Annotated in this window: 23 protein-coding genes and 1 pseudogene; 9 read left to right on the top strand and 15 right to left on the bottom strand. The window is 68.6% G+C overall.

Going from position 1 to position 24366, the window contains the following annotated elements; all coding sequences use genetic code 11:
- Nucleotides 1–98 precede the first annotated feature (98 nt).
- The 8 genes from VFG42_RS11410 to VFG42_RS11375 all read right to left on the bottom strand — a co-directional run bounded on the left by VFG42_RS11410 (nt 99) and on the right by VFG42_RS11375 (nt 5519).
- A complete protein-coding gene (locus VFG42_RS11410; protein WP_324908425.1) occupies nt 99–599 on the bottom strand; it encodes a sigma-70 family RNA polymerase sigma factor in 501 nt (166 codons plus the stop codon).
- Between the two features lie 158 nt (nt 600–757).
- The gene (locus VFG42_RS11405) at nt 758–1000 is read right to left on the bottom strand and encodes a hypothetical protein (protein WP_324908423.1); all 243 of its coding nucleotides are present in this window, start codon (nt 998–1000) and stop codon (nt 758–760) included.
- Nucleotides 1000–1227: a hypothetical protein gene (locus VFG42_RS11400; protein ID WP_324908421.1), complete on the bottom strand. Its 228-nt coding sequence runs from the start codon at nt 1225–1227 to the stop codon at nt 1000–1002. The genes VFG42_RS11405 and VFG42_RS11400 overlap by 1 nt, the downstream gene beginning before the upstream one ends.
- On the bottom strand, nt 1227–1517 hold the full coding sequence (locus VFG42_RS11395; protein ID WP_324908419.1) for a hypothetical protein: 291 nt from the start codon (nt 1515–1517) through the stop codon (nt 1227–1229). The genes VFG42_RS11400 and VFG42_RS11395 overlap by 1 nt, the downstream gene beginning before the upstream one ends.
- 167 nt (nt 1518–1684) lie before the next feature.
- Nucleotides 1685–2098 (bottom strand): hypothetical protein, encoded by a 414-nt coding sequence (locus VFG42_RS11390; protein ID WP_324908417.1) that lies wholly within the window; start codon nt 2096–2098, stop codon nt 1685–1687.
- 150 nt (nt 2099–2248) lie between these two features.
- Complete coding sequence (locus VFG42_RS11385) at nt 2249–3859, bottom strand: ParB/RepB/Spo0J family partition protein (RefSeq protein WP_324908415.1); 1611 nt, start codon at nt 3857–3859, stop codon at nt 2249–2251.
- Nucleotides 3860–4107: 248 nt separating this feature from the next.
- Nucleotides 4108–4410: a hypothetical protein gene (locus VFG42_RS11380; RefSeq protein WP_324908413.1), complete on the bottom strand. Its 303-nt coding sequence runs from the start codon at nt 4408–4410 to the stop codon at nt 4108–4110.
- A gap of 218 nt (nt 4411–4628) precedes the next feature.
- Nucleotides 4629–5519: an ArdC-like ssDNA-binding domain-containing protein gene (locus VFG42_RS11375; RefSeq protein WP_324908410.1), complete on the bottom strand. Its 891-nt coding sequence runs from the start codon at nt 5517–5519 to the stop codon at nt 4629–4631.
- Nucleotides 5520–5804: 285 nt separating this feature from the next.
- On the opposite strand from VFG42_RS11375, the gene VFG42_RS11370 reads away from it, so the two are divergent.
- Complete coding sequence (locus VFG42_RS11370; RefSeq protein ID WP_324908408.1) at nt 5805–11810, top strand: AAA family ATPase; 6006 nt, start codon at nt 5805–5807, stop codon at nt 11808–11810.
- A gap of 125 nt (nt 11811–11935) precedes the next feature.
- On the opposite strand, the gene VFG42_RS11365 is transcribed toward VFG42_RS11370, so the two are convergent.
- Nucleotides 11936–13123: a hypothetical protein gene (locus VFG42_RS11365; RefSeq protein WP_324908406.1), complete on the bottom strand. Its 1188-nt coding sequence runs from the start codon at nt 13121–13123 to the stop codon at nt 11936–11938.
- Nucleotides 13124–13222: 99 nt separating this feature from the next.
- Here VFG42_RS11365 and VFG42_RS27540 point away from each other — a divergent pair, with 99 nt between their 5' ends.
- The 6 genes from VFG42_RS27540 to VFG42_RS11340 all read left to right on the top strand — a co-directional run bounded on the left by VFG42_RS27540 (nt 13223) and on the right by VFG42_RS11340 (nt 18734).
- Entirely contained in the window at nt 13223–13432 is a 210-nt protein-coding gene (locus VFG42_RS27540; RefSeq protein WP_414642372.1) for a helix-turn-helix domain-containing protein, read from the top strand.
- Between the two features lie 42 nt (nt 13433–13474).
- Nucleotides 13475–14713, top strand: coding sequence for a site-specific integrase (locus tag VFG42_RS11360; RefSeq protein WP_324908404.1), 1239 nt, complete (start codon nt 13475–13477; stop codon nt 14711–14713).
- A gap of 52 nt (nt 14714–14765) precedes the next feature.
- The gene (locus VFG42_RS11355; protein ID WP_324908402.1) at nt 14766–15563 is read left to right on the top strand and encodes a hypothetical protein; all 798 of its coding nucleotides are present in this window, start codon (nt 14766–14768) and stop codon (nt 15561–15563) included.
- A 119-nt stretch (nt 15564–15682) separates the two neighbouring features.
- Nucleotides 15683–16078, top strand: a complete 396-nt coding sequence (locus VFG42_RS11350; protein ID WP_324908400.1) for a hypothetical protein — start codon at nt 15683–15685, stop codon at nt 16076–16078.
- A 718-nt stretch (nt 16079–16796) separates the two neighbouring features.
- Nucleotides 16797–17486 carry a hypothetical protein gene (locus tag VFG42_RS11345; protein ID WP_324908398.1) on the top strand — a complete coding sequence of 230 codons (690 nt, stop codon included), beginning with the start codon at nt 16797–16799 and terminating at the stop codon, nt 17484–17486.
- A gap of 273 nt (nt 17487–17759) precedes the next feature.
- The gene (locus tag VFG42_RS11340; RefSeq protein WP_324908396.1) at nt 17760–18734 is read left to right on the top strand and encodes a glycosyltransferase; all 975 of its coding nucleotides are present in this window, start codon (nt 17760–17762) and stop codon (nt 18732–18734) included.
- Here VFG42_RS11340 and VFG42_RS11335 read toward each other — a convergent pair.
- From VFG42_RS11335 to VFG42_RS11330, 3 genes are all read right to left on the bottom strand, one after another.
- Nucleotides 18695–19471: a glycosyltransferase gene (locus VFG42_RS11335; protein WP_324908394.1), complete on the bottom strand. Its 777-nt coding sequence runs from the start codon at nt 19469–19471 to the stop codon at nt 18695–18697. The genes VFG42_RS11340 and VFG42_RS11335 overlap by 40 nt on opposite strands.
- The gene (locus VFG42_RS27535; RefSeq protein ID WP_414642375.1) at nt 19468–20226 is read right to left on the bottom strand and encodes an acyl-CoA desaturase; all 759 of its coding nucleotides are present in this window, start codon (nt 20224–20226) and stop codon (nt 19468–19470) included. Before VFG42_RS27535 ends, VFG42_RS11335 begins: the two co-directional genes overlap by 4 nt.
- Before the next feature lie 250 nt (nt 20227–20476).
- Nucleotides 20477–21274 carry a hypothetical protein gene (locus VFG42_RS11330; protein ID WP_324908392.1) on the bottom strand — a complete coding sequence of 266 codons (798 nt, stop codon included), beginning with the start codon at nt 21272–21274 and terminating at the stop codon, nt 20477–20479.
- A 157-nt stretch (nt 21275–21431) separates the two neighbouring features.
- Here VFG42_RS11330 and VFG42_RS11325 point away from each other — a divergent pair, with 157 nt between their 5' ends.
- A complete protein-coding gene (locus VFG42_RS11325) occupies nt 21432–21749 on the top strand; it encodes a hypothetical protein (protein ID WP_324908390.1) in 318 nt (105 codons plus the stop codon).
- Nucleotides 21750–21779: 30 nt separating this feature from the next.
- The gene (locus VFG42_RS11320) at nt 21780–22550 is read left to right on the top strand and encodes an FkbM family methyltransferase (protein ID WP_324908388.1); all 771 of its coding nucleotides are present in this window, start codon (nt 21780–21782) and stop codon (nt 22548–22550) included.
- A 178-nt stretch (nt 22551–22728) separates the two neighbouring features.
- Here the strand turns inward: VFG42_RS11320 and VFG42_RS27530 are convergent, their stop codons facing one another.
- From VFG42_RS27530 to VFG42_RS27525, 3 genes and pseudogenes are all read right to left on the bottom strand, one after another.
- Entirely contained in the window at nt 22729–23139 is a 411-nt protein-coding gene (locus VFG42_RS27530; RefSeq protein ID WP_414642371.1) for an RNA polymerase sigma factor, read from the bottom strand.
- Between the two features lie 404 nt (nt 23140–23543).
- A complete protein-coding gene (locus VFG42_RS11310) occupies nt 23544–23738 on the bottom strand; it encodes a hypothetical protein (RefSeq protein WP_324908384.1) in 195 nt (64 codons plus the stop codon).
- A gap of 296 nt (nt 23739–24034) precedes the next feature.
- Nucleotides 24035–24361 (bottom strand): annotated as a pseudogene (locus VFG42_RS27525) (M20/M25/M40 family metallo-hydrolase); the annotation flags it as partial.
- Nucleotides 24362–24366: the final 5 nt, after the last annotated feature.

Genomic DNA, 24366 nt, shown 5'->3' with positions numbered 1-24366 from the left:
AGTCGACGGGGGAGCCCAACCACCCTCGCGCGATCGCACCCGGTGCAAGTGTGTGCCGGTCCTAGTGGTGGGGGCCACCAGAACCGTGAGGGTGCTGCTCAGTGCTCGTCGCGGACGAGGCGAAGGTGGCGCCTGGCGCGCGTGAGGTGACGGTTGACGTTGGTCTTGGTGACGCGTCGGAGCGCGGCGATCTCGTCGTAGGAGAAGCCGAGGATGAGCAGGGCGAGCGTGTCGCGCTGCCTGGGCGGCAGCGCTGCGAGGACGCGGAGCGCGTCGCGTGCGGCGGTCTGCTCGGCGAGTGCGTCGCGACCGGGATCCAGGCCCGGGAACTGCTCGATGCTGGGCTCCCGTGCGTCGCGCTGGTAGAGGCGCCAGGCTTCGCGGACGGCGACGGTGCGCAGCCACGCGAAGAGGGTCGGGCCGCGGTCGGGCTGGTGACGCATCAGCTGCAGCCATGCGAACGAGCACGCGTCCTCGATGACGGCGTCGTCGGCGTTGACGAAGCGGCGGACGGCGGCGCGCAGCGCGGCGCTGTGGGTCTTGTAGAGCTGCGTCTCGTCGCCTCGGAGCGGACACGCCTGGGGCGGTTCGTGAGCCACGATCTCTCCTGTCGGTGTGGTGGGCTCGGTCGGGGCCGGCCCGCCCGGCGCGCGCAGTCCGGTGGTCCATGGAGAGATCGAGGTGCCGCTGGCGTTGGCCACCGGGCGAGCACGTCGGGCATGCTCGGCTTCCGTGCCGAGCCGCCAGGGCGACAGGTTCAGTGGCGTTCGAGGTCGACGCGCAGGCGCTCGACCAGGGTGTCGGTCAGCGCGTCGAGGACGAAGCGGGCCGCCGCCCGCCCGGCGGGCGTCGTGACGATGCCGTCGCGCGGCGTCACGCCGCTGGTGATCTGCAGCGTCGCGAGCAGTTCGTCGAGGCCATCCGCCTCGCCCAAGACTCCGAAAGCGAACCGCATCACGGCGTGGACGTCGTCCAGGCGCGGTGGCACGGGCACCGGCATCACGCCTCGCCCTCCAGGCGCTTGAGCTCCCAGTAGACGACGACGGTCTCGAAGTTCGCAGCGACGCGGTCGCCGTGCTCCGCTGCGCGCGCGAGCAAGTGCGGGTAGATGGCCAGCGCGCCGGTACCGCGACGCAGCATGTACTCGGCCAGTAGGTCGGCGAGGATCTCGTCCTCCTCGCGCAGCTCCTCGCGCTCGACCGGGTCGTAGTAGTGGTCCTCGCACATCACGCCACCTCGTTGTCGGGGTAGAGATGCAGCAGTGGGATGTCGTCGCAGCGGCGGGCGTGCTCGACGTAGTGGGTGACGAGGCCGAGCAGCTCGTCGTGGGAGGTCAGGCCGCGCTCGACGACGTAGGTCCGGCCGTCGCCTTCGGCCGGAGCGTCGGTGACGCGGACGACGCCGAGGATGCGCTGGCCGCGGACGATCCGCTGGCCGGAGGCCACGGAGTAGCGCGACAACTCGACCAGCGCGCCGACCGACGCGGCTTGTGGTGGTGCTGGGTGGTGATCGGGCATGGCCGACGCTTTGCGCGCCGGCGCGGGGTGGGAGCAGGTCCTTGTCCTCGGAACCTGGCTGTTGATGGTCTTGTCCGGACGAGGCCTGCGACCGCCCTGAGCCGGCGTGCTTGGCTACGGACAGGATCCGAATCAGCCGCCCAGCACCAACCCCATGCGCTTGCTCGTCACGACCTGGGGATGACTCGCTCCGCGAGACGGCAGGCCACCCGAGCGACCAAGTCCTCCACCTCGATCAGCGTGGTCGGCTCGACGCCGTCCCAGACACCGGCGATCTCCAGCGACGTCGTCCGACTCGAGGCCAGGTCCAGCTCGGCGCAGATGCCGGCGGCGGCTGTGTCGACGACTTGTGCCTCCTGGCAGTAGGTCAGTCGCAGATCGGTGCTGAGGCGCTCCAAGCGCTCGACCAGCAACGCCATGATGTAGACCAGCTCCTCGGCCTGAAGCTCGATCGGGAAGCGAGAGTTGATCGACACCGTCGCGATCTCCCAGACGACGACCCCGATCGCGTCTATCGGCCCAGGTTGCACCACGACCTCGTAGCCGATCTCGCGTCCGAGGCCCCAGAGCGCGTCGATCACGACGATCGCCCGGGTGCTCTGCGTCGTTGGCATCAAAGGCCTCCGTGATCCGGGGCGCCGCCCGGTGCGGCACCGTCGCCTAGGTCCATGGCACGCACGGATGCGTGCCACCGTGGCCTTGGTCGACGGGCGCACCGGGCACCCCTCGGCCTACGTCTCGTCAGGGGCCGCCTGTTCGCGGGCGCGCGTCAGCGCCTGCTCGTAGTCGGTGTTGGCCCGCGCGACGGCGCGCTCCAGCCGGGCCATGGTCGCCGGAATCGCCGGGCGGCAAAGCTTGCGCAGCGCCTTGGCGGCGTGGTCTTTGTGCGACGTCCACCGGGTCGCGGGCGCCCGCTGGCTGCCGTTGACGACCAGGCGGCTCGCGTGCTGCTCGGCGGCGATGACCACCAGCGCGCGGCCGTAGAGGTCGGCGGCGGTCTTGGCGCCGTCGATGAACTTCCACAGCCAGGCGATCGCGGCCTGCGGGTCGCGGTGGTCGCCGTAGTCGTAGCGCAGGCGCCCACGGCTGCCGTCCTTGCGGGTCTTGGTGACGTCGGTGCGCAACTCCTCGATCAGCAGGCGAACCCCACCGGCGGCGACGCGGGTGATCCGATCGCCGCTCTGCGTGTAGGGGGAGCCGTCGGGGTCGGAGCCGAGCAGGGCGTAGACGAAGAACCGCGCGACGTCCATGTCGGCCGGGTCGACGCTCGCCAGCTTGTCGATGAGCGCGCGACCGAGGTCGAGGTTGACGCCGTGGGCCTGGTCGGCCAGCTCCTGCATCTGCGCGTCGCGATCGCGCTTGGCCACCGCCGCCGGATCGACAGGCTTGTCGGTGGCCTTGCTCGCCGAGCGCTCGGCGGCCCGGTCGGCCACCTTCTGCTCCAGCGTGGCGTGGGTGCGCCTGATGGCGGTCTTGACCAGCTCGCGGTAGAGGGCGCGGTCGACGATGAGCGGACGGCCGCGCTCGAACTCGATCAGCACGCCTGCCGCGCGGGCCTGATCGACGTCCTCGTCCTCGAAGCGCACGGTCGGCGGTCCGTAGGCGTGGCGGTCGAGCTGCTTGTGCAGCTTCTCGGCCTCGGCGTAAAGCTCGTCGGTCTTCTTGCCCAGCCGCAGCTCTGCGATCTCGCGGCGGTCGACCGTGGAGAGGTGGGCGGCGAAGACCTTGCGGTCACCGGCGTGCGTGAGCGCCGCGTCCAGGACCCAGCCGGGCTGGCTGGCGAGCCGCTCGGCCACCGCGGCGTTGCCGTCGTCGAGGTAGGCGATGAGGGCGTCCAGCAGCTGGGGCGCGACGGCGCCGATCGCGCGCAGCTGATCGACGGCGGCGAGATGGACGATGCCCTCGCCGACCATCTGCTGGGCGCGCTCGGGCAGCTCGAGGAGCTTGACGCGCGCGGTCACGCGCGCCTTCGGCCAGCCGAGGGCCTGCGCGGCGCCGTCCTCGGTGAGGCCGCCGTCGAGCATCGCCCGCACGGACTTGGCCTCCTCGTAGGGGTTGAGCTGCTTGCGGACGATGTTCTCGACCGCGCGGTCGGTGTGCTCGGTCTCGGCGTCGCGCAGGACGTACGGGACCTCGGCCAACTTGATGGACTCGGCGGCGGCCATGCGGTGGAAGCCGGCGACCAGCTCGAAGTCGTCGTCGCGCTCCCGCAACACGACCGGCACAAGCATGCCCTTCAACTTGATCGAGCCGGCCAGAGCCGCGACGTGCTCCTCGTCGAGGCCCCGGACGTTGTCGGGGATGTGGATCCGCGCGACCGCGACGGTTCGCGTGGACGTCATGGTGGTGGACATCTGCTGGTTCTCCTGTCGGAGTCGGGACCCGCCGGGGTGGCGGGCCGGTCATCCGCCATCCGCACGCCCGCCTGGGCGTGCCACCCTCGGGTGGCGGTCGGTCCGCCAGCCCGGCGGGCTGGTTGGGACCAACCGGCCGCGACGCTGCGCCGGACGTCGACGAGGCCCACCGGTGATCCGGCCGCGGATCAGCCTGCGGTGCTCGCGAGCACCGCTGCGGAGGCACGCCGCGCCGATCACGAGCGTCCCCGCTTCCAAGCGGCCGTGCTGCCGTAGCCCTCGGTCTCGATCTCATGACGGACTCGGGCGGCGTCGCCGCGCCCGGTGGCCATCTCGTCCTGCACGGCGCGGACCTCCCGGCGGCGATCGGCCACCGGCTCGGGCGCGCGGCGCTTCAACTCGGCGATGGCTCGCGAGGCCTCCGCTCGCGTGCGCAGCGGGACGAAGCTCACGCCGCGCTGCAGCGCCAGCTGCCGCAGGTAGCGCTGCTGCTTGGCGGTCGGTGGAGGCCCCGCGGTTGAGGGCTGGTGCTCGGTCATGGCCGCGCCGCAGCACGGCGCGCGGGAACGTCGAGGGCTCGCTTCGGCCAGGACCCGCAGAAGCGACGGGTAGCGCAGGGGCCTGCCGTCCGCCCAGCGCGCCGTGCTATCGGTGGCCGGACCTGACCGAGCACCAACCCACGACCTCAGACCGAGCGTGAAGGGCGTGCGGAGCGACCGGCCGACGGCAGGATCGCCCCGCACACCCTCGGGCAACTTCAGCTCGGCAACTGGTCGGGACGGTGGGGAAGGACTGCGTCCTCGATGCGTCGCGCGAGGCAGTCGATCGTCTCGGCGGCCTGCTCGATGGTCTCCAGCGGCGCGCGCTCCGACCACGACGCCAGGTAGGGGATCGAGTAGCTCGACGTGTCCAATCCCAGGCTGGCCGTCACCGTGAAGGCGACCGCCTCGACGATCAACTCCTCCTCGGCGTACGTCACCGGCGGGCGGTCCTCCTGCTCCCGGATCTCCTGCATCAACATGTGCGACAACTCGTGCACCAGCGTCTTGACCCGCTGGTTGACCGAGTTGTTGGCGTTGAGGCAGATGCGGCGGCGGCCGATGTTGCAGTAGCCGCCGATGTTGTCGTCCAGCAGCTCGGTGTACACGCTGTAGTCGCTGTCGGCGGCGACGGCCGTCAGCGGGCGAAGGGCCCAGGCGAGGTCATCGCCCTCGACGGGAGAGATCGGGGGCTCCAGCACCGCAGGCCGGGCGGGCTCGGGCAGCGGGTCGACCTGAGAGCGGTCGAAGACCGGACCCATCCGGAACCGGATTCGGGGCTTCTTGTCCTTGTCGGCGCCGGCCGCCTCCCACTCGGCGATCGCCTTACGGCTCGGCGGCACCGGCATCCAGATGTACAACGCCTTCTCGCCCCGCCGCACGCAGTAGCCGAGCTCCAACCACTTCCGAAAGCCCGTGACGTAGGTCGCCTCCGGACACTGCATCGCGATCAACAGCTGGTTGGCGAAGCTGTAGTTGTGGAACTTCGAACGGGCACGCAGCCAGCTCCTCCAGCCCTCGCTGGACTTCAGCGCCTCGACGGCTTGCGCGGCACGGTGGCGATCAGCCTCCCGTCGTTCCTGGCGCTCGGCCTCGGTCGTGATCGACACGAGATCCTCCTCTGCCGAGGTCCCGCCGGCTGCGGGACCGTTGCCATCCCGCCGCACGCACGGACGCGTGCCATCGTGGGGTGGCCGGTTCACGCAGCTTGTCGGGGAACCGAGAGGGTTCCGCGCTTCGCGTGGGCTCAGCAGTTCGGGTTAGTGGCGACAGGCCCGCAGGTGAAAGGCGCGTGCTGCCCGGGCCAGGGCCATGCTCCGACGCAGCGCCGAAACTCGATGTTCCGCCAACTGGGGTATTAGCCCACCCACCAGGCGCGTACGATCTCTCACCAGGTGCCTGCCACGCACGCCGACCCTGAGCCCGACGCGGCACCGCGCCGCAACGCACCCGGCGACGGTGAGCGTCGCGCCCTGCGCGGATACCTGCCTCAGTACAAGATCTCGGCCGCTCACATTCTCGCCGCATGCGAGCAGGGCACCCTCGTCGCGGTCGCGGTCGCCGACCCCGAGGCCGGGCGCGTCGACGACTTGCAGGTCCTCACCGACGGCCCCGCCGGCCCGCGGGTCGACGCCTTCCAGGTCAAGTGGAGCCAGGACGCCGCGCCGCTGGCCGACGCCGAGCTCCGCGCGCTGATTGCCGATGCGGTTGACGGCCGCACCCGCCTCAGCGGCGCCTGGACCGACCGCCGCGACGCCGCCGGTGCCCCGCCTGTCCGACGCATCGTCGTGCATCTGCACACCAACCGGCCCTTGTCGACCGCCTCGCTGCGCGGCGACGCCGGCCGCGGGCGCGACCTGACGCTGCCGCAGTTTCTCCAGGACGTCTGGCGTCCAGCCCGCAACGGCGCGGTCCAAGACCTCGGCGACGTCCCTGAACCCTGGCGCGACTACGTCGAGCAGCTCGCCGTTGACGCCCGCGTGACGGTCCCCGAGCTGCTCGCCGCCGCGCCCGACATCGCCATCGAGACCGGCCGAGAACTGCCCGAGGACGCCGAGCTCGAGCCCGCCCGCGCCACGCAGATGCTGCGCGACATCAACGCGCTCGTACTCGGACTCATGGCCGCGGTGACCGACAAGCGAAACCTCGTGGTCGTCGAGACGCTGCCCTTCTTGGAGCTCGTCGGCGAGGGCTTGGCCGATCGCTGGCAGCCGCGCTCGACCCACCACTTCCCCGTGCCGCCCGACGCTCAGGCGATGGTCGACACCGAGCGCGCGTTGGCCACGTCACTGGACGAGCTCTCGCAGGGCTATCTGTTCCTCACCGGCAGCCCCGGCTCTGGCAAGTCGACGCTGCTGACCTCTGCCTTGACCGGCGATCCGCGTCTGGTCGCCCGCTACTACGCGTTCGTTCCCGAGGACGACACCGCCACCCGCGGCGAGGCCCACGCGCTACTGCAGGACCTCCTGCTCGCGCTCGACCGCCGCGACCGCCTGCGGACGCTCGCGCCGCCGCGCGAGCAGCTCTCGCTGCTGCGCCAACGGTTGCGCACGCGCCTGCAGGAGCTTGGTGCCCAGGCTCGCGCCGCCGGGGCGGTCGCGATCGTCCTGATCGACGGCCTCGACCACGTCCTGCGCGACCCGGCGCCCGAGCTGCCCCTACTCAACGAGCTGCTTCCCGCGGGCGAGGTACCCGACGGCGTCCTGTTCGTCGTCGGCACGCGCAATGTCGAGGACCTGCCCGAGCACCTGCAAGCCGAGGCCCGGTTGTCGGGCCGTCATATCCGGATGACGCCGATGAGCCGCACCGCCACGCTTGCCCTTGCCGCCCATGCAGGCCTGCCCACCGCGATCGCCGAACGCGTCTGGCAGGTCTCCGACGGCCACCCGCTCCTGGCCCGCACCTTCACCAAGCTTGCCACCGGCCGCGAACCCCAGGACGCCCTCGAAGCGCTCGCCGGCATCCCGCCGCTAGACGGCGAGGCGATGCGCTACTACGAGACCGTCTGGGGCGACCTGCACGACGACCAGGACCTCGTCGTCCTCCTGGGCCTCGTCTGCCGTCTCCGCGGCCCCATCGATCTCGCCTGGTTGCAGGCGGGCGGCAGCAGCCCGGCGAGCATCGAGCACCTCGGCCGCCTCGAGCACCTCTTCCGCTCCGGCTCCGGTCGGCGCTGGACGTTCTTCCACGACTCGTTCCGTGAGTTCCTACGCGCCCGCACCGCCTTGCGCCTCGGCGTTCACGACCCCGACAAGGAGCGCGCGCTGCACGCCGAGCTCGCCGAGCGCTGCGCCGCGACGCCGGCCGACCAGCCTCAGGCTTGGGAGCAGCTGCACCATCGGCTGCGTGCCGGCGAGACGGCGGCTGTCATGCGGGGCGCCACGCCCGAGTTCTTCCGCGCGCAGATGCTCGCCCTGCGCCCGCCCGGCGACGTGCTGCCCGACGTGCGCGAGGCAGCCGCCGCCCTGGCCGCTGAGCACGACGCCGTCGCCGCAGTGCGCCTGTCCCTGGCGGCAGCCGAGTGCCGGATGCGCGACTACCAGCAATCAGTCGACCGCGACTTCCTCCGCCTGCTGCTTGACCTCGGGCATGAGGACGCCGCCCTCGCCCACCTGCGCCATGTCCGCGAGATTGCCGGCCGGGATGACCGGACGACCCTGGCGCTTCGCCTCGTCGTTGACCTCCACGACCGCGGGCTGAAGGCCGAAGCCGCACGCGTCTTCGGCGACTACGAGCCCCTCGAGCTGCTGTCCAACCGCCCGCGGCCGGACGCGTACACGGCCGTCCGCTCGCTTTGGGGCACGCTCTACGCGTGGGCGCAAGCCGCGGTCCTCGTCCACGGCGCCGCTTACGTCATCGAGCATGCTGCGCGCCTTGTCCTAACGCGGGCCGACCTCGATCATGGCGACGATCCCGCCCAGGCCGCCGCTCTCTTGCGCAACAACGTCCTATGGTCGGCTGCGGGAACCGCCGCCTACCGCGAGGACGAGGACGCGGCGCGCGCCCTGGTCGCTGCCTTCGACGACGACGACCTCGGCCGACGCGTGCGAGCCGCGACGCTGCTCGACTTCGCCGACGCGGCCCGGCGCGCAGGGAAGACGGAGTGCGCGGCCGAACACCTCGACCGTGCCCTGGACGGCCTGAAACCCGGCGCCTTGGACGAAGACGACGCGATCCAGGCGGCCGAGCTGCTCTTCCGCTTAGGCCGCCCCGCCGACGCCGCCGACTGGGTCTCCGCACTGGCGCCGATCGTCCTCCCGCCCAGCGCAAGCAACGACCGTGACGACCAAGCGTGGCGCTTGCTGCTCAAGCGCCTGCGTCTGCACGCCGCACTCGACGGCGCCCTGGAGCCGGTCGTCGTGTTCCCCGACAGCAGCCAGCGCTACGAGCAGGCGCGCGTCATCGTCGCACGTCACGTCGTCGTCCTCGGCAACCTCTGTGGCCGCCAGTGGCGGGGCGAGCCCGTCGCCGCCGCGGAGGTCACCGGCGCCGTCCAGCGCGTGTTCGCCCTGTGGGACCACGGCTCGCGCCGCGACGTTCGCGACCTCTGGAGCGCGCTGGGAGGGCGCCGGGTCATTGCTGAGGGCTCGATCGCCCTTGCCCGCGCGCTCGGCCGCGACGCCCTCCGCGCGCTCTGGGAATGGTGGGAGCAGCGCTGGGCGCAGCCGGGCAACGCCCGCAGCGGCGGTCTCGAGATTGTCGGCACGTTCGCCAGCGCGGGCATCGGCGCCGTCTCGACGCGCGAGCGGCTCCGCGCCTACGCCGCCGCGACCGCCCTGGACCTCGACGCCGAGTTCTCCACCTGGATTGAGATCGCGCACGCATGGCTGCAGGCCGATGACGCCGACGCCGCCCGCGAGGCGCTCACTCACGCCACCGCTGTGTCGTTCGGCATCGGCTGGCGCAAGGACTACCAGCTCACCACCTGGATCCAGCTCCTCCGCCCGCTCCTCGAGGGCCCCGGAGGCGCCGTGCTGGCCGACTGGCTCGTCGACCGCATCGCCGACCTTGATGAACGTGCGGAGGCTGGCGCCGCCGAGGACGCCGCGCGGACGCTGCTGGAGGTCGTCGGCTCGGCCCGTCCCGGGGACGTCCTTGCCATGGGTCGCGCGCTGCGCGACCGCGGCGTCCTTGACGTCGACGATCTCGTCACCGCGACGCTCGGCGCCATCGCCGCTACAGCCGGCGAGGGTTGGTGGACGATCGTCGCCGAGATCCTCGTCCCGATCGGCGCCGCTCCGATCGACCTTGAGCGCGCCCGCGCTGCGGCGCCCGACCGAGCCACGCTCCAGCGCCGCCTACGCGCCGTCGCCGACCGCGTCGCCGTCGAGGGCCGCCCCAGCGACCGGCGGGCGTGGCGCCGGGCTTTGATCGACGCCGCCTCGCCCCATGGCCTCGGCCCGTCCGACCTCGGCCTGGCCCCGTCCGACCTGACTGTCGGCGACGAGACGCCCGAGCGGCATACGGCGCGGGACGACGACGAGCCAGCGCCGTCGACCGACCCGCCGACCCTCGACGAGCTCCGCGCCCGCGCGCAAGGCACGACCGAGGGCGCCGGCCCGGGCGCCGAGCTGGCCGCTGCCGAGCTGGCCGCCGGCGACCGGGACGAGGCGTGGAACTGGGCGCGCCAAGCAGTAGAGCGCAGCACCGCCCAGGACTGGAATCGGATGTGGAGCGGTGGGCCAGCGCTGCGCGCCGCCCGCGTCCTGCACGCGATCGATGGCCCGCGCGCCCGGCCGCTGATCTTCGCCCGCTACGCCGCTCACGCCGCCGAAGACAGCTTCCTCCTCGGATCGATCGCTGACGACCTCGACCACGTCATCGACGTCTTCGCCCCGGTCGATGGTGACGCCGTGGCGCGCGAGGTCCTTGTCTATGTCGCCGCGCTGGCTGGCGTGCCGGCGCCGGACCTCAGCGATCCGGGCCCCGCCGTCGTCGACCAGCCCCATCCCACCGGCAGCGCCGGCTCCGCTCTCGAGCCCCGCCTCGTCGCTCAGCTCGTCGCCTGGCTGCTTGGCGAGTTGCACCTCCTGGCCTGGGCGAGCGCCCAGCGCGCGCTCCTGGCGCTACTGCGCCACGGCGATCCGACCGCGGCCTCCGCACAGGCCGCCATGCTCGCCGACGCGTCGATTCCGCCCGAGCGGATCATCGACGTGGTGCGCGCCGCCATCGCCGACCCTCCGACGCCTCTGCCCGACCAGGAGACCATGGTGGCTTGGCTCACCGCCCACGCCACCGGGCCGCGCCTGGACCTGCGCGCCGGCGCCGCCGACCTGCTGGACCGCCTAGGGGCACCCGCGCCGCCGAACCCGCCCGCCCGCGACGCGCCCGCCAGCCTGCAGCTCGTCGTTTCCCGTGCACCAGAGGTCCTAGCCGGGGCCGCCGACATCGGCGCCAACGACCTCGACGAGATGCTCGGTTACGACGAGCACGAGATCGCGCGGCTCGCGCGCTCCGCAGGCGTCGACCGCCACGCGCTTGCCGAGCGGATCCGTGCCCGCGCAGCCGACCACGCCGCTCGCCTGCCGACGGACCGGCAGGCCGCCGAGGGCTCCACCATCCTGGGCTGGGGCTTCGTGCGGCCCAGCGCCCAAGCCGTCGCGGCCGCCCAGCACGAGGTCGCCGCCGAGCTCGTCGATGCCGGCCTCCTCCCGGCCCGCGTCGCGCTGGCCGCACTCCGCTCCCTGACCGCCAGCCACGGTGATCTGCTGAGCCGGCGCCCTGCGCGCCGACCGCCGTGTGTGGCCACCGCGGCACCGCTCGCCGAGCGCGCGACGACCGCGCTATCACGCGCATGGATCGACGACCTCGGCGACGCGGCCGCGCGCCTTGCCCGAGACGACGACGGCTGGGCCGTCATCGGCGAGGTCACCGAGCTCGCGCTGCTGGACCGCTACAACACCCGCGAGGAGCGCGACCAGGGCCTTGCCCTCATCGACGCGCCCGCGTTGTTCACGCCCGTACGCCGCGCTCTGGGCGATGCTCGCGACGTCGGCCCGCTGCCGCCCGGGGCGAGCTTGATCATGCGCAACGCGCTTGCCGGCCTATCGTTCGCCGACGGCTACATCGGTCTGCACCCCGAGGCCGCCCGCGCCGCCGGATTGGCACCGGACCCCGACGACCCGCTTGCGTGGCGCCTGGATGGCTCCCCGGTCGTGCGGTCAGTCTGGTGGCGCTCGGGGTTCGCGTGCTGGCCGCCCCATTACGACCGGGACGAGGTCGGCGACGGCTGGCTCGTCGTCGCCACTCCGGAGGCTGTTGCGGCTCTACTGGCCGCTTTCCCGGAAGTGCAGGTGGGGTGGGCGGTGCGCCGCATGGTTCGCAACGACGACGGCGACCAGCTCCCCACGGCCGCGGCGACCGGCACCCGGCCGCCGGTGCACGAGCCGACCGCGAACTAGGCGGTGCGGCTCCACTGCTCCAGCAGCGCCGTGTACTTGCGCAATAGCTGTCCGGGTTCCTGATACCAGGAATTCGGCGTTGTCCTCCCGACCGCTGGGGCGGACAGATCAAGGGGAGATCGCCACTAGTCTGGACGAGCTGCGCCGCGGAGAGCCTCGGCCAAGTGCTCCTCCACGAGTTCGTTATCGCGAAAGAACAGCGTGACGAGCTCAAGCCACAGCTCGTTGCTCATCGGCCCGTCGACGCGCCAGAGCTTCCGTGCCCGCTCGAAGTGGCCCAGCGGTGCGTCAGGTCCGCCGGTGGCTGGTCCGTAAGTCTCGACGGGATAGCGCGCGAGCTTGCCGTCGACGTGCGTGAACCGCCGCTGCTTGGTGTCTCGCTCAGCGTGCAACTCCCGGTTGAGCACGGCGTTGAACCTGTCGCCGTGCCGATCGACCGCCGGTTTGACCTCTCGGACGTAGAGTCGTCGAACCGGATCATCGACGTCTCGATCTGCTCGGGCTCGCCAGTCGAACCATGTGCCAAGCAGTGGGTGGAACAACTCTTGTAGAGAATTGCGCGCGCCGGCGGCGTGGAACGTCGCTCCTAAGTCATGCGCGTCGAGAGAGTCGAGGACAGCCGCGGTCAGCCGCGGTCCATGCCAGTAGTCCTCCATGAGCCAATGAGGAACCTCGGCCAGACTCGTCGACTTGTACGGGTCGACGGCGATCCAGACCTCCAGCTCCGGCGACGAAGCCGCGAGTTCGAATAGCAAGCCGATGAGCTCGCGTTCTCCCGCGAGCAGACGATGCGGATATAGGACGAGATCGTCGTCGACCACCACGACGTTCTCGCCGACTTCGGCTGCCGCCCCCGCATGCTCTTGGGAAAGCCGGACGAGCCCGTCGTCGAACAACCTCGCCGCGACCTCTGGCCGGCCTGCAAGAGCCTCGTCGTCCGACTTCGGCAGAGCGAAGCTCGCGAGCGTCAACTTGCGGATCCCGTCGTCGATCGCCCGTTGGATCGCCGCGAACGCCAGCAGTCTTTCCCACGATCCGTCCGTCTCGGCTTGGGCGATCTGGTCTGGGAAGAACATGCCCGTGACGTACTTCGTCAGTGCCATGGCCTGTGGCCCGTGGGGATCCCCGTAGCCTGCGGCAAGGAATTCCGCCGCGAGGCGTTCCGCTTCCTCCTTCTCCTGGCGCTCCTCGGGGTATGGGCCGTCGCCCATGAATTCCTCGACCCGGAATCGACCCTCGTCAGTTGCCGCGCGCCGCAATAGCGCAGAGGTGTTCCACTCCAATTGCCACGGAGAGGCTGCGAACTCGGTCACGTGGAGACGGTAGCCATAAGGTCGGCGACTCAAGGCCAGGACTGCACCACGGCCTGATCCCGGACGAGGGGTGCCAGGCCAGCTCGTCGACTAAGGATCATGGGCGCAGGAGAGCGACCGAGTAGCGACGATCCGCTTCTCACGGCGGATGAGGTGGCGTCACTCATGCGCGTGACGACCGCCTGGGTGTATGCGGAAAGCCGCCGCAACGCACTGCCTCACGTCCGCCTCGGGCGCTACGTCCGGTTTCGACGGTCGGCGATTGAGCGCTGGTTGGACGACGTCCAGCAGGGTCCTCGGATCGGGTGACCGGGTGGGGGCGAGAAGTCGTGTCTGGGGCCTAAGTAGATCGTGAGCGACAAGCGCGACTACGGCACGGGGCACCTGTACATCGACCCCGATCGCAACGCCTACTACGGCCGCTGGCGCACGGCCGCCGGTCGCCTGTTGAACCGCAAGGTCGGCCCGGTGCGTCACCGTGGCGAGTCCGACGGGCTGACCCGCGCGGACGCCGAGAAGAAGTTCCGCAAGATGCAAGAGGACGAGGACCGCAAGCCACGGCCCGCCGCGTCAGGCCGCCACACCGTCGACGACGCGGCCGACTCGCTGCGCCAGAAGCAGGTCATCGAGGGCGCGCGCAAGTCCTACAAGGAGAACTGCGAGTCGATGCAGCGCGTCCACATCTCGCCGGCGCTCGGCAAGAAGCCTGTGGACCGTGTCACGACGGCGCAGGTCGAGAAGCTCGCCGAGGACATGCTCGCCAAGGGCTTGGCCCCCAAGTCGGTGCGCAACGTGATGACCTTCTTGCACTCGATCTTCGAGCACGCGATCCACAAGAAATGGGCGACCGAGAACCCGGTCCGCCACGCGACGCGCCCGAAGCGACGCCGTCAGAACGACGCCGACCCCGATCTCAAGTACCTGACGTTGGAGGAGCTGGATCGCGTGCTCGAGGCGATCCCGAACGAGGTCGTGTACCCCGAGCCGGCGCCGACACGGCGCGGGCGCGGAGGGCCAGCGCCACCGGTGCCGCCCGACGTGTGGGGTCCGGTCGTTCGCGTGGTCGTGCTGATCGCGGCGATCACCGGTCTGCGGCAGTCGGAGCTGTTGGGGTTGCGCTGGCGGCATGTTGATTGGGTCGCTCGTCGCATCCGCGTCCGCAACGCCTATGTGCGCGGAGAGCACTCGGGCGAGGGCAAGTCCGACGAGTCGACGCGCCGGTCGGTTCCCATCGCCGACGAGGCGTTCGACGCTTTGAAGATCTGGAAGGCGCGCAGCGCCTACAACGCGCCCGATGATCTTGTCTTCTGCCATCCCGAGTCGGGCAAGGAGTTGGACCGGACCAAGGTGACGCGGAAGTTCAAGCAGGGATGTCGCGATGCGAAGGTCCGGGTCATCCGCTTTCACGACCTGCGCCACACCTTCGGGACCCAGATGGCGGCGGCCGGTACGCCGCTGCGGTTCATCCAGGAGATGCTGGGCCACGCCGACGCGAAGACGACCCAGATCTACTCGCACTACCAACCGTCGGAGCGCGAGGTCGAGATGGTCAACACGGCGTTCTCACGGGATCGAAATACCGATGGCTAGGCGCGCTCCACCGACGCTGCAATTTGCGGTGTCGGGTGCCTATACTGTGGGCATGCCTGCTGCTCTTCCGCTGGTCACGCGCCAGGAGATCGTTCGCGACTTCCGCCTGGATGAGGCCGCGACGATCGACAACGGCATCCGCGCGTTGAAGGACAAGCATGCTCTGTCGCCAGGGTTGAGCTTCACGACACGCGGCATGGCGGGGCGCCTGGGGGGGCGCGTTCACCTCTACAGCGCGTTGAACCGCGACGCCGCTCGCGCCGCGCGACGCAAGGATTTCGCCACCGCGGAACGGCTGGCGAAGGCGGCGGCCCGACTCGACGCATCGCCGGAGGCCAAGAAGATCGCCGTCGCGCTGAGCACGATCGCCGATGCCGGCGGCGTCAGCAGCGCCGCCGATCTGGCCCGCCTGCTCGCCGCGCCGCAGCTCGCCGCCGAGGTCACCGGCCTGCAACGCAAGCTCGCCCGCGCCCGTCGCGGCCTGGACGCCGACACGACACCTGCGCAGTTCAGCGGGCGCATCGTCGCCCTGAGCGACGTCGCGGCGATGGTCGAGCTGCAAGGGCTGCCGGCTCCTGTCCCCGTGCCGGCGGTGACCGTGCGCGCGGCGGGGATCGGGACGATCGGCAGCGCGGTCATCGCCAGCTGGGAGATCCTCGCCGGCGGTCGCACGATGCTCTCGGTCGAGCCTGCGATCGAGATGCCCGACGTCAACGAGCTCGGCGAGCCGCTCGTCGATGTCTACGGCACGCCGTGGGGCAAGGTGCTCAGTGGCGTCGCCGCCGACGTCCTCACCGTCTCTGGCATGCCGACCGTACGCATCCCGGCCGGCGTCCCCGACGTGGAGTGAAAGCCGTCGACCTCCACATCCGGGGCCTGCGACCCGGCGACCGTGAGCTGCTCGGTCGCTTCAGCTGCAGCACGGGCGAGCCGTGGGAGGACGTCGTCGAGGAGCAGATCCGTGGCCCGTTGCCGCTGCGCTACCTCGACACGCCGCCCTACTTCGATGGGCGCATGCTGCTCGGCTTCGCGCCGGCTGGCGAGCTGCTCGTCGTCGGCGCCCATCACATCGAGCCGTCGTTGGTGCCCGATATCGGTTACACCGAGGTCATCGCCGTCGCGCGCGACGCGCGCGGTGTCCTGGTCGACCTGCCGGAAGGCGCGCAGGTCAGCCTCGGCCACTTCATGTTGTTGGTGATCTTCCAGCAGATGCGCTGGCTCGGCCGCCACCCACGCACGTTCGTGCGGGTCGACCGGCAGAACGTCCGCAGCCTCGCGCTGCTCGACCGGGTCGGGTTGACACAGGAGCGCCCCGACCCACAATCGGATCTCGTTCAGCGCTGGGGCGAGTTACCAGGCGCCTGATCGACTGGTCCTAGTCGGCGGTTCAACCTGGCGGACCAACGACGACCTAACTCTCGGACCCAAGCCGGCCGTTTACGCCTTCCGAGCTCGCATGGGTGCTGTGAAAGCTCGCGCGATTAGAGGATCGACGCAGCGACCAGTGCTGCGTTGACAACCGTGAGGCGACGATGGCCCATGTCAGGTTGACGAGGGTTCTCGTGTCCTGCGCGGTCTGGGCTGTCAACGTCTCGGCTTGCGCCTGGGAGGCTTCGGCCCGTAAGGACGGCCGTGTGCGTCACTGTCGTGCCGTCGGCATGCACGACCGGATAGTGGAACGGATCGTCTGGGAGTGCTTCGCCAACGATGATCCAGCCGGGAACCGTGTCGCCGAAGTGCTCGTGGGTCTCCCGCGGGACGTCGGGGCCGGGTCCGGCGTCGCTGTAGCGCAGAAGCTTGATGTAGGGGTCGGTTAGGAGCCCGCCCAGAATTCTCCTAGGCGTGAGCGCCGCCTCATCGGCTCCGCCAGCAGGTTGTGGTCGACGACCACAACCATCCGTCGCAACGATGGACGCTCGGTGAGCACCGTCTGCTGCTCGTTCCCAACGAGCTCGGGCCATGACCGCCGACCCTTCGATGCCCGCTCGGTGGGCTTGAAGTGGAGCACGGACCGAGCCTACTTCCACGCTTCTATTCCTTCCCGGGAAGGCAACGGTTGCGCTCGCCGGTACGGTCATGGTCAATGCTCACTACGCAGCAAAGCGTCGCGTTGTGCAACGAGATCGACGCCGCGTCATCGTTGTTCCGGCACGGCTTCTCAGTGCTCGACCGCTATCGCTCGCAGGTCATGGATGTAGAAGCCGTGTTCGTATGTCTGGCCGGCGGAACGGAGAAGCTCCTGAAGTTGACCGTCGGCGTGATCGCGGTAGAGGACGGGGAGGACTGGCCTAACCGGGCAACGATGAAGGCGAAAGGGCACCGCATCGTGGAGCTCGACTCCCTCGTCCGAGCTGAAATCGTCGCCCGAGCTGAACGCAGCTCGGCACCAGGGCTAATCGCCAAGTTGCTCGGGATGACCGACCGTCACGCCGGCATCAACCAGATCCTGGATACGCTGGAGCGCTACGCCGTCGATGGCCGGTTCTACAACCTGGATCTGCTCGGCGGCGTCAACGATGCGAGAGAGTCGCCCCAGCAACTGTGGGCTGAGCTGGAAACGCTGATCCTCGAGGCCAACCCAGAGATGTACGAAGGGCTGGTCTCGAACTATGACCACGTGCGGGCCGAGTTGAATGACATCATCGCTTGGTGTCTTGGCCAATGGTGTGAGCTCCTAACGCGAGCATGGATCACCGGTGTGTGCGGCGAGCTGGCTCGTCAGTGGAGTCCGCAGCTCAGTCTCGAGCATCCGCCTCCGAATGTGCGACTTTGACGCTGACGCGAGTAGCAAGGACGGCCGCGTCAAGGCGCGCCGCAGCCTTCGCAGCGCAAGCTCGCCCGCGCCCGGAGCGGCGCGGACTCCTCTCAACCTGACCCGTCAGGCCGCGAGATCTTCCGATACGCGGTGCCCTAGGCGCCAGCCGACGAAGGCGTAGGTCCTCGAAACTGAACCCGGGCATGGACGCCGAGCGGTGGGGAGCTATCATCGCGTGCGCCACGTCCGCATTCGCCATAATTTGCTAGGTCACGCGAAAGCTCATCGCTGATGCGCTGGAGGTCCTGGCGGACCTCCGACCCGCCATTAGCCGCTGCCAGATCTGGACTTCGCGTGAGGGCTCCTTTGGCTATCTTGCGCGGCGAGCGGACGTGGGAACCTCTCGACCGTGAGGTGCTGGCACCAAGGGGGACGAATGTCACGGATGGCAGCTCTATGACAATCTTGAGTTCAGGCGGCGGCTCCGACACTGGACCGACGATCTCGGTGGTGGTGCCTACCTGGAACGAAGCGCCGTGGCTACCAGTGCTGCTAAATCGGCTTGAGCAATGCCCGAGCGTTGCCGAAGTCATAGTTGCCGACCATGGCTCCGTTGATGGCACGCGGGACATTGCCATCGTTCACGGCTGCACCGTGGTCGAAGGCGGGCGTCCGGCCGTCGGAAGAAATGCCGGCGCGGCGGTGGCGACAAGCGAACTCATTCTGTTCGTTGATGCAGACGTGGCACTGACGTCACGAGAGGTGCGTGACATCTTGGCCGCCTTTGTTGCGGATCCGCGCTGCTCGCTAGTGCACCTCCGGTTGGTGCCCGCCACGAGACGACGGTTCGTTCGCTTGTGCTACTGGGTGGTGCACCTCTACGCTGCGGTGGGCGCGAAGCTTCGGGCTCACCAAGGCTCCGCTCCGCTCATCTGCGTCCGCCGCGAGGTGTTTCTCGCCGTAGAAGGATTCGACGAGCGAGTGACCGCAGCCGAGGACGTCGATCTGATCCGCCGTGTGCGCAAGAAATGCGGAGGAGTCACGTACCTGCACGACACGCGTCTGACGATCTCGGCGCGTCGGTTAGAGGTCGAATCCTTGCCGATATACGTGGGCAAGTGCATCATGTGGGCCGCGCTGAGAGCGCTCGGTTTTCGTTTCAGCATCTGGCCTTATAGTTGGACCGCGTACCCAGACGAGGTCGCCCTAAACGACGAGATGATTGCCTACGTGCGGTCGCCCGTGTCTGTCTCCTCCGCCGGATAGCCACCATAGGTGTAGTCGAATGGCGACTCGACGACGTCAAAGCGACGCGCTCGACGGAAGGCCTCATATGCGACGTTCTTGGCTGCGAGTCGCACGAAGCCTTCCCGACGATATCGGCGCAGATTGTAGAAAAGCCATGTTCGTGTGACGAAGGCGAACCTCGCGCCTGCCTTGACGGCGCGCGAGGCGTAGTCGACATCCTCGCCCATGCTCAATCGAGGGTCAAAACCGCCCACCGACCGGAAGATGTCGCGTGAGCTCAGTACGCAGAAGCCGCCGACGACGGGGTGCCTCGACCTCGCGAATGCTCGGCAGTACTGAAGTCCGATCCATACCGCCGCACGATCTCGAAGGCTCGACTCAGATGCTCGGAAGTTCGTCGTGGCCAGCGTTGCCCCCCGACGCTCAACGTCGCCAAGCAGATCCTCGAGAAATCTCGGCGGGAGCCGGACGTCCGCGTCGAGAAACAGCAACCAGTCAGCGTTAGCGGCTCCTGCGCCAGCATTTCGGGCGTGCGCGACTCCGCGGGGCGCTCGGACGATCGCTAGTGGCAGGACGTCGGCATAGGTGGCAGCGATCTCAGCGGTTGCATCAGACGATTGAGAATCCGCGACGACCACCTGCTTCGGCGGTCGGGTCTGGTTAACGAGATCGTCTAGTAGGCCGCCCACGTACGAGGCCTCGTTGAAGCAAGGGATCACGACACTTAGAGCCGCGTGCCGCGACATGCCGGTCATCGCGGAGGGGGCGTGAGACGGCTAGAAACCCGGTGAGGAGAAATCGTGACGACGTCCCAGATGAGCCCCAAGCGTTCGAGCACGCTGATGACCAATCCTCCGGGGTCTGGCTCACCGCTACGAACGCCAAACCGCGCGGAGTTAGGAAAGGCATGATGATTGTTGTGCCAAGACTCACCAAATGTCACGAGCCAAAGCCACCGGACGTTACGGGAGGCGTCGGGGGTGCGGAATGTGCGCGCGCCGAATGAGTGGCAGATAGAGTTGACGCTGAACGTCGCATGCTGGAGTAAGAAGACTCGCACCAGCCCTCCCCATAAGAAGCCCGACATAGCGCCCTCCCATGTTCCCGTGAAGGTCAGACCCACGCCGGCGGGCAAGGCCAGTCCGGCGGCAGCCCACACTGGGAACGTCCGATGGAGCCATCGAGCGTCGCGATCCGTCAGGAGATCGGGAATGTAGCGGTGAGGGTTGGCTCCCTCTTGGTCCGAGAACATCCACCCGATGTGGGCGTATAACAGCCCGCGAAATGAGCTGCCGGTTGCATGAAGGTCCCCTCGGTGGGGCGTGTGCGGATCTTCCGGTAGGTCCGCGACCTCGTGATGTCGTCGGTGGGTGGATACCCAGTCCAAGACCGGCCCTTGTACTGCCATCGATCCAAGAATCCCCAGGCCGATCTTTACCGGGCGGGAGGTCTTGAAACTACGATGGGTAAAGAAGCGGTGGTAGCCGATAGACGTTCCGGCGACGGTCATCGCGTACATCGTCAGGAGCGAGGCGATATCCCATGGGTGGAGGCTGCCGCCCCAGGCGAGCGTTGCTGCTGCTGCGGTTCCGAGCAACGGAATCGTCACCGCTAGTGCGATTGCGACTCGCTCTCGCCCCACATGGTCCCGGGGCAGCGTTCGAGTAATCGTGCGGTTCTTCGGGCTTAGATCGGGCATTGGAAAGCGCGCGCGCTCATCGGTCGCACCTGACTGGGAAGGAGGCTGTCGCGATCGGGCCTCAAGGTTCCGACTCCCCCGGGTAAGCGGCGTCTTTCGTTAGAGGATCTGGTGGCGCTGGCACTTGCGGATCAGTGAGAGCCAGCGCATCAGTGCCTTCGGCCGTCTGATCACCGGGGCTCGACGCCTCAGTGGATTTGGCCGTCTTCGATTTGGCACGAGCGTCCTCCGGAGAGATCCGCTTGTACGCGCCGCCGACCAGAATCGAGATCGCAAGAGAGAAGATCGCTAACGCCGAGGCGAGGTAGAGGAGTACATCGAACACCTCGTGAGCGTTCGCAGCGTGGCTCGAGTTTGAGAGCCGTATCAACCATCCAGCGGCAAGGAAAATCGCCAGCAGGAAAAACATCGTCACGTTCTCGTTGCCTAGCGAGACCAAGCGAGTCGCCTGCCTGCCGCGCTCTCGCCGCCGCTTTGACAGGAAGTCTTCGTAGCCAAGGTATGGCCCAGAACCGAGGCTAGTGACGACAGCTTTCTTTAGCCGCCGTTCGACATAGCTTGCGGCGTCGATGATCGCGACATCATGATCGGAATGGCGCCAGAGGAAGACGTTGATGGAGAGCGCTGCAAGCGGTACCAAGATCACGATCTCGCTATGTACGAGCGTCGCTCCACTTCCAGACACGCCATGGTCATTGGCAAACTTGACGAGGAAGCCGGTGATCGCACTGACCAATGCCAGCAGAAGATTCATGTTCTTGTGCTGTAGATCCAGCCGCATCAGGATCTCTGCGCGAAGGGCCTTGTACTCTTCGAGTAGAGCGTTGACGCTCGTCGATACTTGTTCAGGATCTGCCACCAAGCGCATCCTATCTCTGGCGTATTGGCATATGCCAGTGCGCGATACGCTCCGCTCAGGGCGATGAAGCGGCCTGGAGAAACGTCTGCGGCTATGGTCTACTGGCGCGATGCGCACGTCTCGGAGTAGGCTCAGAAGCGCGGGTGCGGTATCGACGGTGGTCGTCGCGGTGTTCATCGCCGGGCGGGTCAGCGCCGGCCCAGTCCTGCCGCAGCAGCCTGCGCTCGCTGCGCCGCTGATCAAGCACGGCCCCGCTGCGTCGTTGACAGTGAGAAACGTCGCTGACGGAAAGGCTTACCTCATCGCGCGCGGCAACCAGTTGCGAGATGATCCGACGCGGTTCAACGGCAGCCTTACCGTCAAGCGCCTGCCCACCAAGGGCAACTACGTTGTCGAAGTCAGGGTCGCGTCGGCCAAGAAGGGCGGCGCTCCCTACGTTCTGCGGTACGACGCTGCGATCGTGCCGGCTTCCTGAGCGACTGCGACTGCGACGCGAGCAGTGCGCATGAACCTCGGACTCGGTTGGGCGCGTCGATTCGCTGACCGACTGCGCTTCGCGAGGGTTCGGACCCCTCTAAAGGCAGAGCAGCGCCGGCAACTGCTTGCGTCTCTCGGGGTTACCGTTGTGATTGATGGGGGCGCGAACGTCGGTCAGTATGCGATCGACGAGTTGCGGCAAGGCTCCGGATGGACAGGGCGAATCGTCTCGTTCGAACCTGTCCCGACGACGTTCGCGTCATTGGCGCGCCGTGCGAAAGAGGATGCACTGTGGCAGGTGCGCTGCGAGGGGCTAGGCGATGCGGCTGGCACCGTGACATGCCACGTGCCGCGGTTCGCGAGCGACATGGCGTCGGTGTCCGAGCTCACACCGACGGCTCGAGCAATCGCGGGCAGCCAAGTGGTCGACCAGTGCGATGTGGTCATCGTCCGTCTCGACCAGTGCGACGGAGTCGTAGAGTCTGACGATGTCATAGCCCTCAAGCTGGACGTGCAAGGCCATGAGCGCTTCGCCATTGACGGAGCTGCGGGTGTGCTCGAGCAAATTGCTCTGATCGAGTGCGAAGTTGCGTACGAGCCGTTGTATGAAGGCCAGGTTCCCTTCGTTGAACAGCTTGGTCAGATGGCTGAGTGCGGGTTTCGACCAGTCGGTGTGTACAACAACCTAATGTTTCGCGGCGGGCGCATATTTGACGCAGACGTCCTCCTGGTCAGAGACCGACCGTCCGATGCTGCCTCTTCGGCGGAGCAGTCCATCTCATGCTGTGGACCGGGATAAGTCGGCGGAGGAGTGGCCGCGGGTCAAATGGCTTACTAGGCTGGGGCGAGCTCACGTTGTCCGAAGGCAAGGTCATCGCCAACGGGCAGCGTGACGGCGACCAGGGCGAGAAGCCCCCGGCTGCTTGGTGAGCTGCCGGTCCTGGTGGTGGGGGCGATCGGAACCGTGAGGGTGCTGCTCAGTGCTGGTCGCGAACGATCCTGAGGTGGGCTCTGGCGCGGGTGATGTGGCGGTTGACGTTGGTCTTCGTGACGCGGCGCTGGGTGGCGATCTCGGCGTAGGAGAAACCGAGGATGAGCAGGGCGAGCGTGTCGCGCTGCTTGGGCGGGAGCTCGACGAGGGCGCGGAGCGCGTCGCGGGCGGCGGTCTGCTGGGTGAATGCGTCGTGGCGGGGATCCAGGGCGGGGAACAGCTCGATGCTGGGTTCCCGGGTGTCGCGTTCGTAGAGGTGCCAGGCCTCGCGGATGGCGACGGTGCGCAGGCTGGGCTCGATGGTCGAAGTGCCTGAACTCGCGCGTGATGATTCGAGCGATGGCGAGACTGCAGCCGTCCTTCTCGCGGAACAACTTGCGGAACAAATTGAGCGCAAATCAGGGCAACTGACTCACCACGAACCCGCATGGATACTGGGGCCAGACCTAAGAGCCACTGGTCCGCATCGGCTGGGGGCCGGGCGGTCGCAGGTTCAAATCCTGTCTCCCTGATACACAAGAAAGGCCCGCATTTGCGGGCCTTTTGCGTTTCCGGGGTAGGGTCAACCAGCGAGGGCACAGGTCCGGAATCGCCGTGTTGCGGGGACAGGACCGGGCGGTCGCAGGTTCGTCGGACGGATCGTCCGTACTGCTTCGCGCTTGTGTTCAGTGGCCAGATGCCGACCATGGCCGTAGCACGAGGACGAGGTCCGTTTGGAACTTGGCACCGTATGGAAGGCACGCGCGGGCGAAAGACGTTGGCCGAGCTGGGTGGCGCCAACGTCGCGTGCGCCCTGGGGCACTACTGATCGCGCAGGGCGGCTGGCGCGGTCAGCATCTCGTGGCCGCTGGCGTAGCCGAGCTGGAGGCCGCGCTCCCAGATCGACTCGTTGGGTGCGTGGATGGGGTCGTCGGGCAGCGTGAAGCCGGTGACGATGGTCGGGATGCCTTTGGCGGCGAAGTCGGCGACGATCGGGATCGAGCCGCCGGTGCGCACGAAAGGCGGGGGTGTGGCCGGTGGCGCGTTCGATGGCTTGGGCGGGCGCCCGATGCGGCGAGTGTCTGGTCGCCGTCGGGCAGGGCGGACCAGGAGGCGCGCTCGGCGTCGGCCACGGGCGCGATCCCGACGCGCAGCTCGTCGCGCAGCAGGCCGGTCTCGGGGTCCGGCAGGACGGCGGTCAGGGCGCGGTGCAGGGCGTGCAGCGCGTTGAGGGCGGAGCCGCCGAAGAGGCCGGAGTGCTGGTCGCGGTCGGCGGCACGGACGTCGAAGGTCGTCAGCGCGGCGCCGCGCAGGCCGATGGTGATCGCGGGCAGGTCGGGGCCGACCATGGCGCTGTCGTAGACGATCGCGGCGTCGGCGCCGCGGGTGTCGGTGGCCGGCCAGGCGGCGATCGACTTGCCGCCGGCCTCCTCCTCGCCCTCGATCGCGATGCGGACGTGGACGGGCAGCTCGCCGGCGGCCGAGAGGTCGCAGGCGGCGGCCGGCAGCGGCAGGAAGTTGCCCTTGTCGTCGGCGGCGCCGCGCGCGTAGATGCGCCCGTCGCGGACGGTCGGCTCGAACGGCGGCGTGTCCCAGAGGTCGAGCGGCTCGGCGCCCTGGACGTCGTAGTGGCCGTAGATCAGGA

Source organism: Baekduia sp., assembly GCF_035685985.1.
Classification (GTDB): Bacteria; Actinomycetota; Thermoleophilia; order Solirubrobacterales; family Solirubrobacteraceae; genus Baekduia.
Note: the sequence above shows the minus strand (reverse complement) of the source record. Positions and strands in the feature narration are given on the sequence as shown.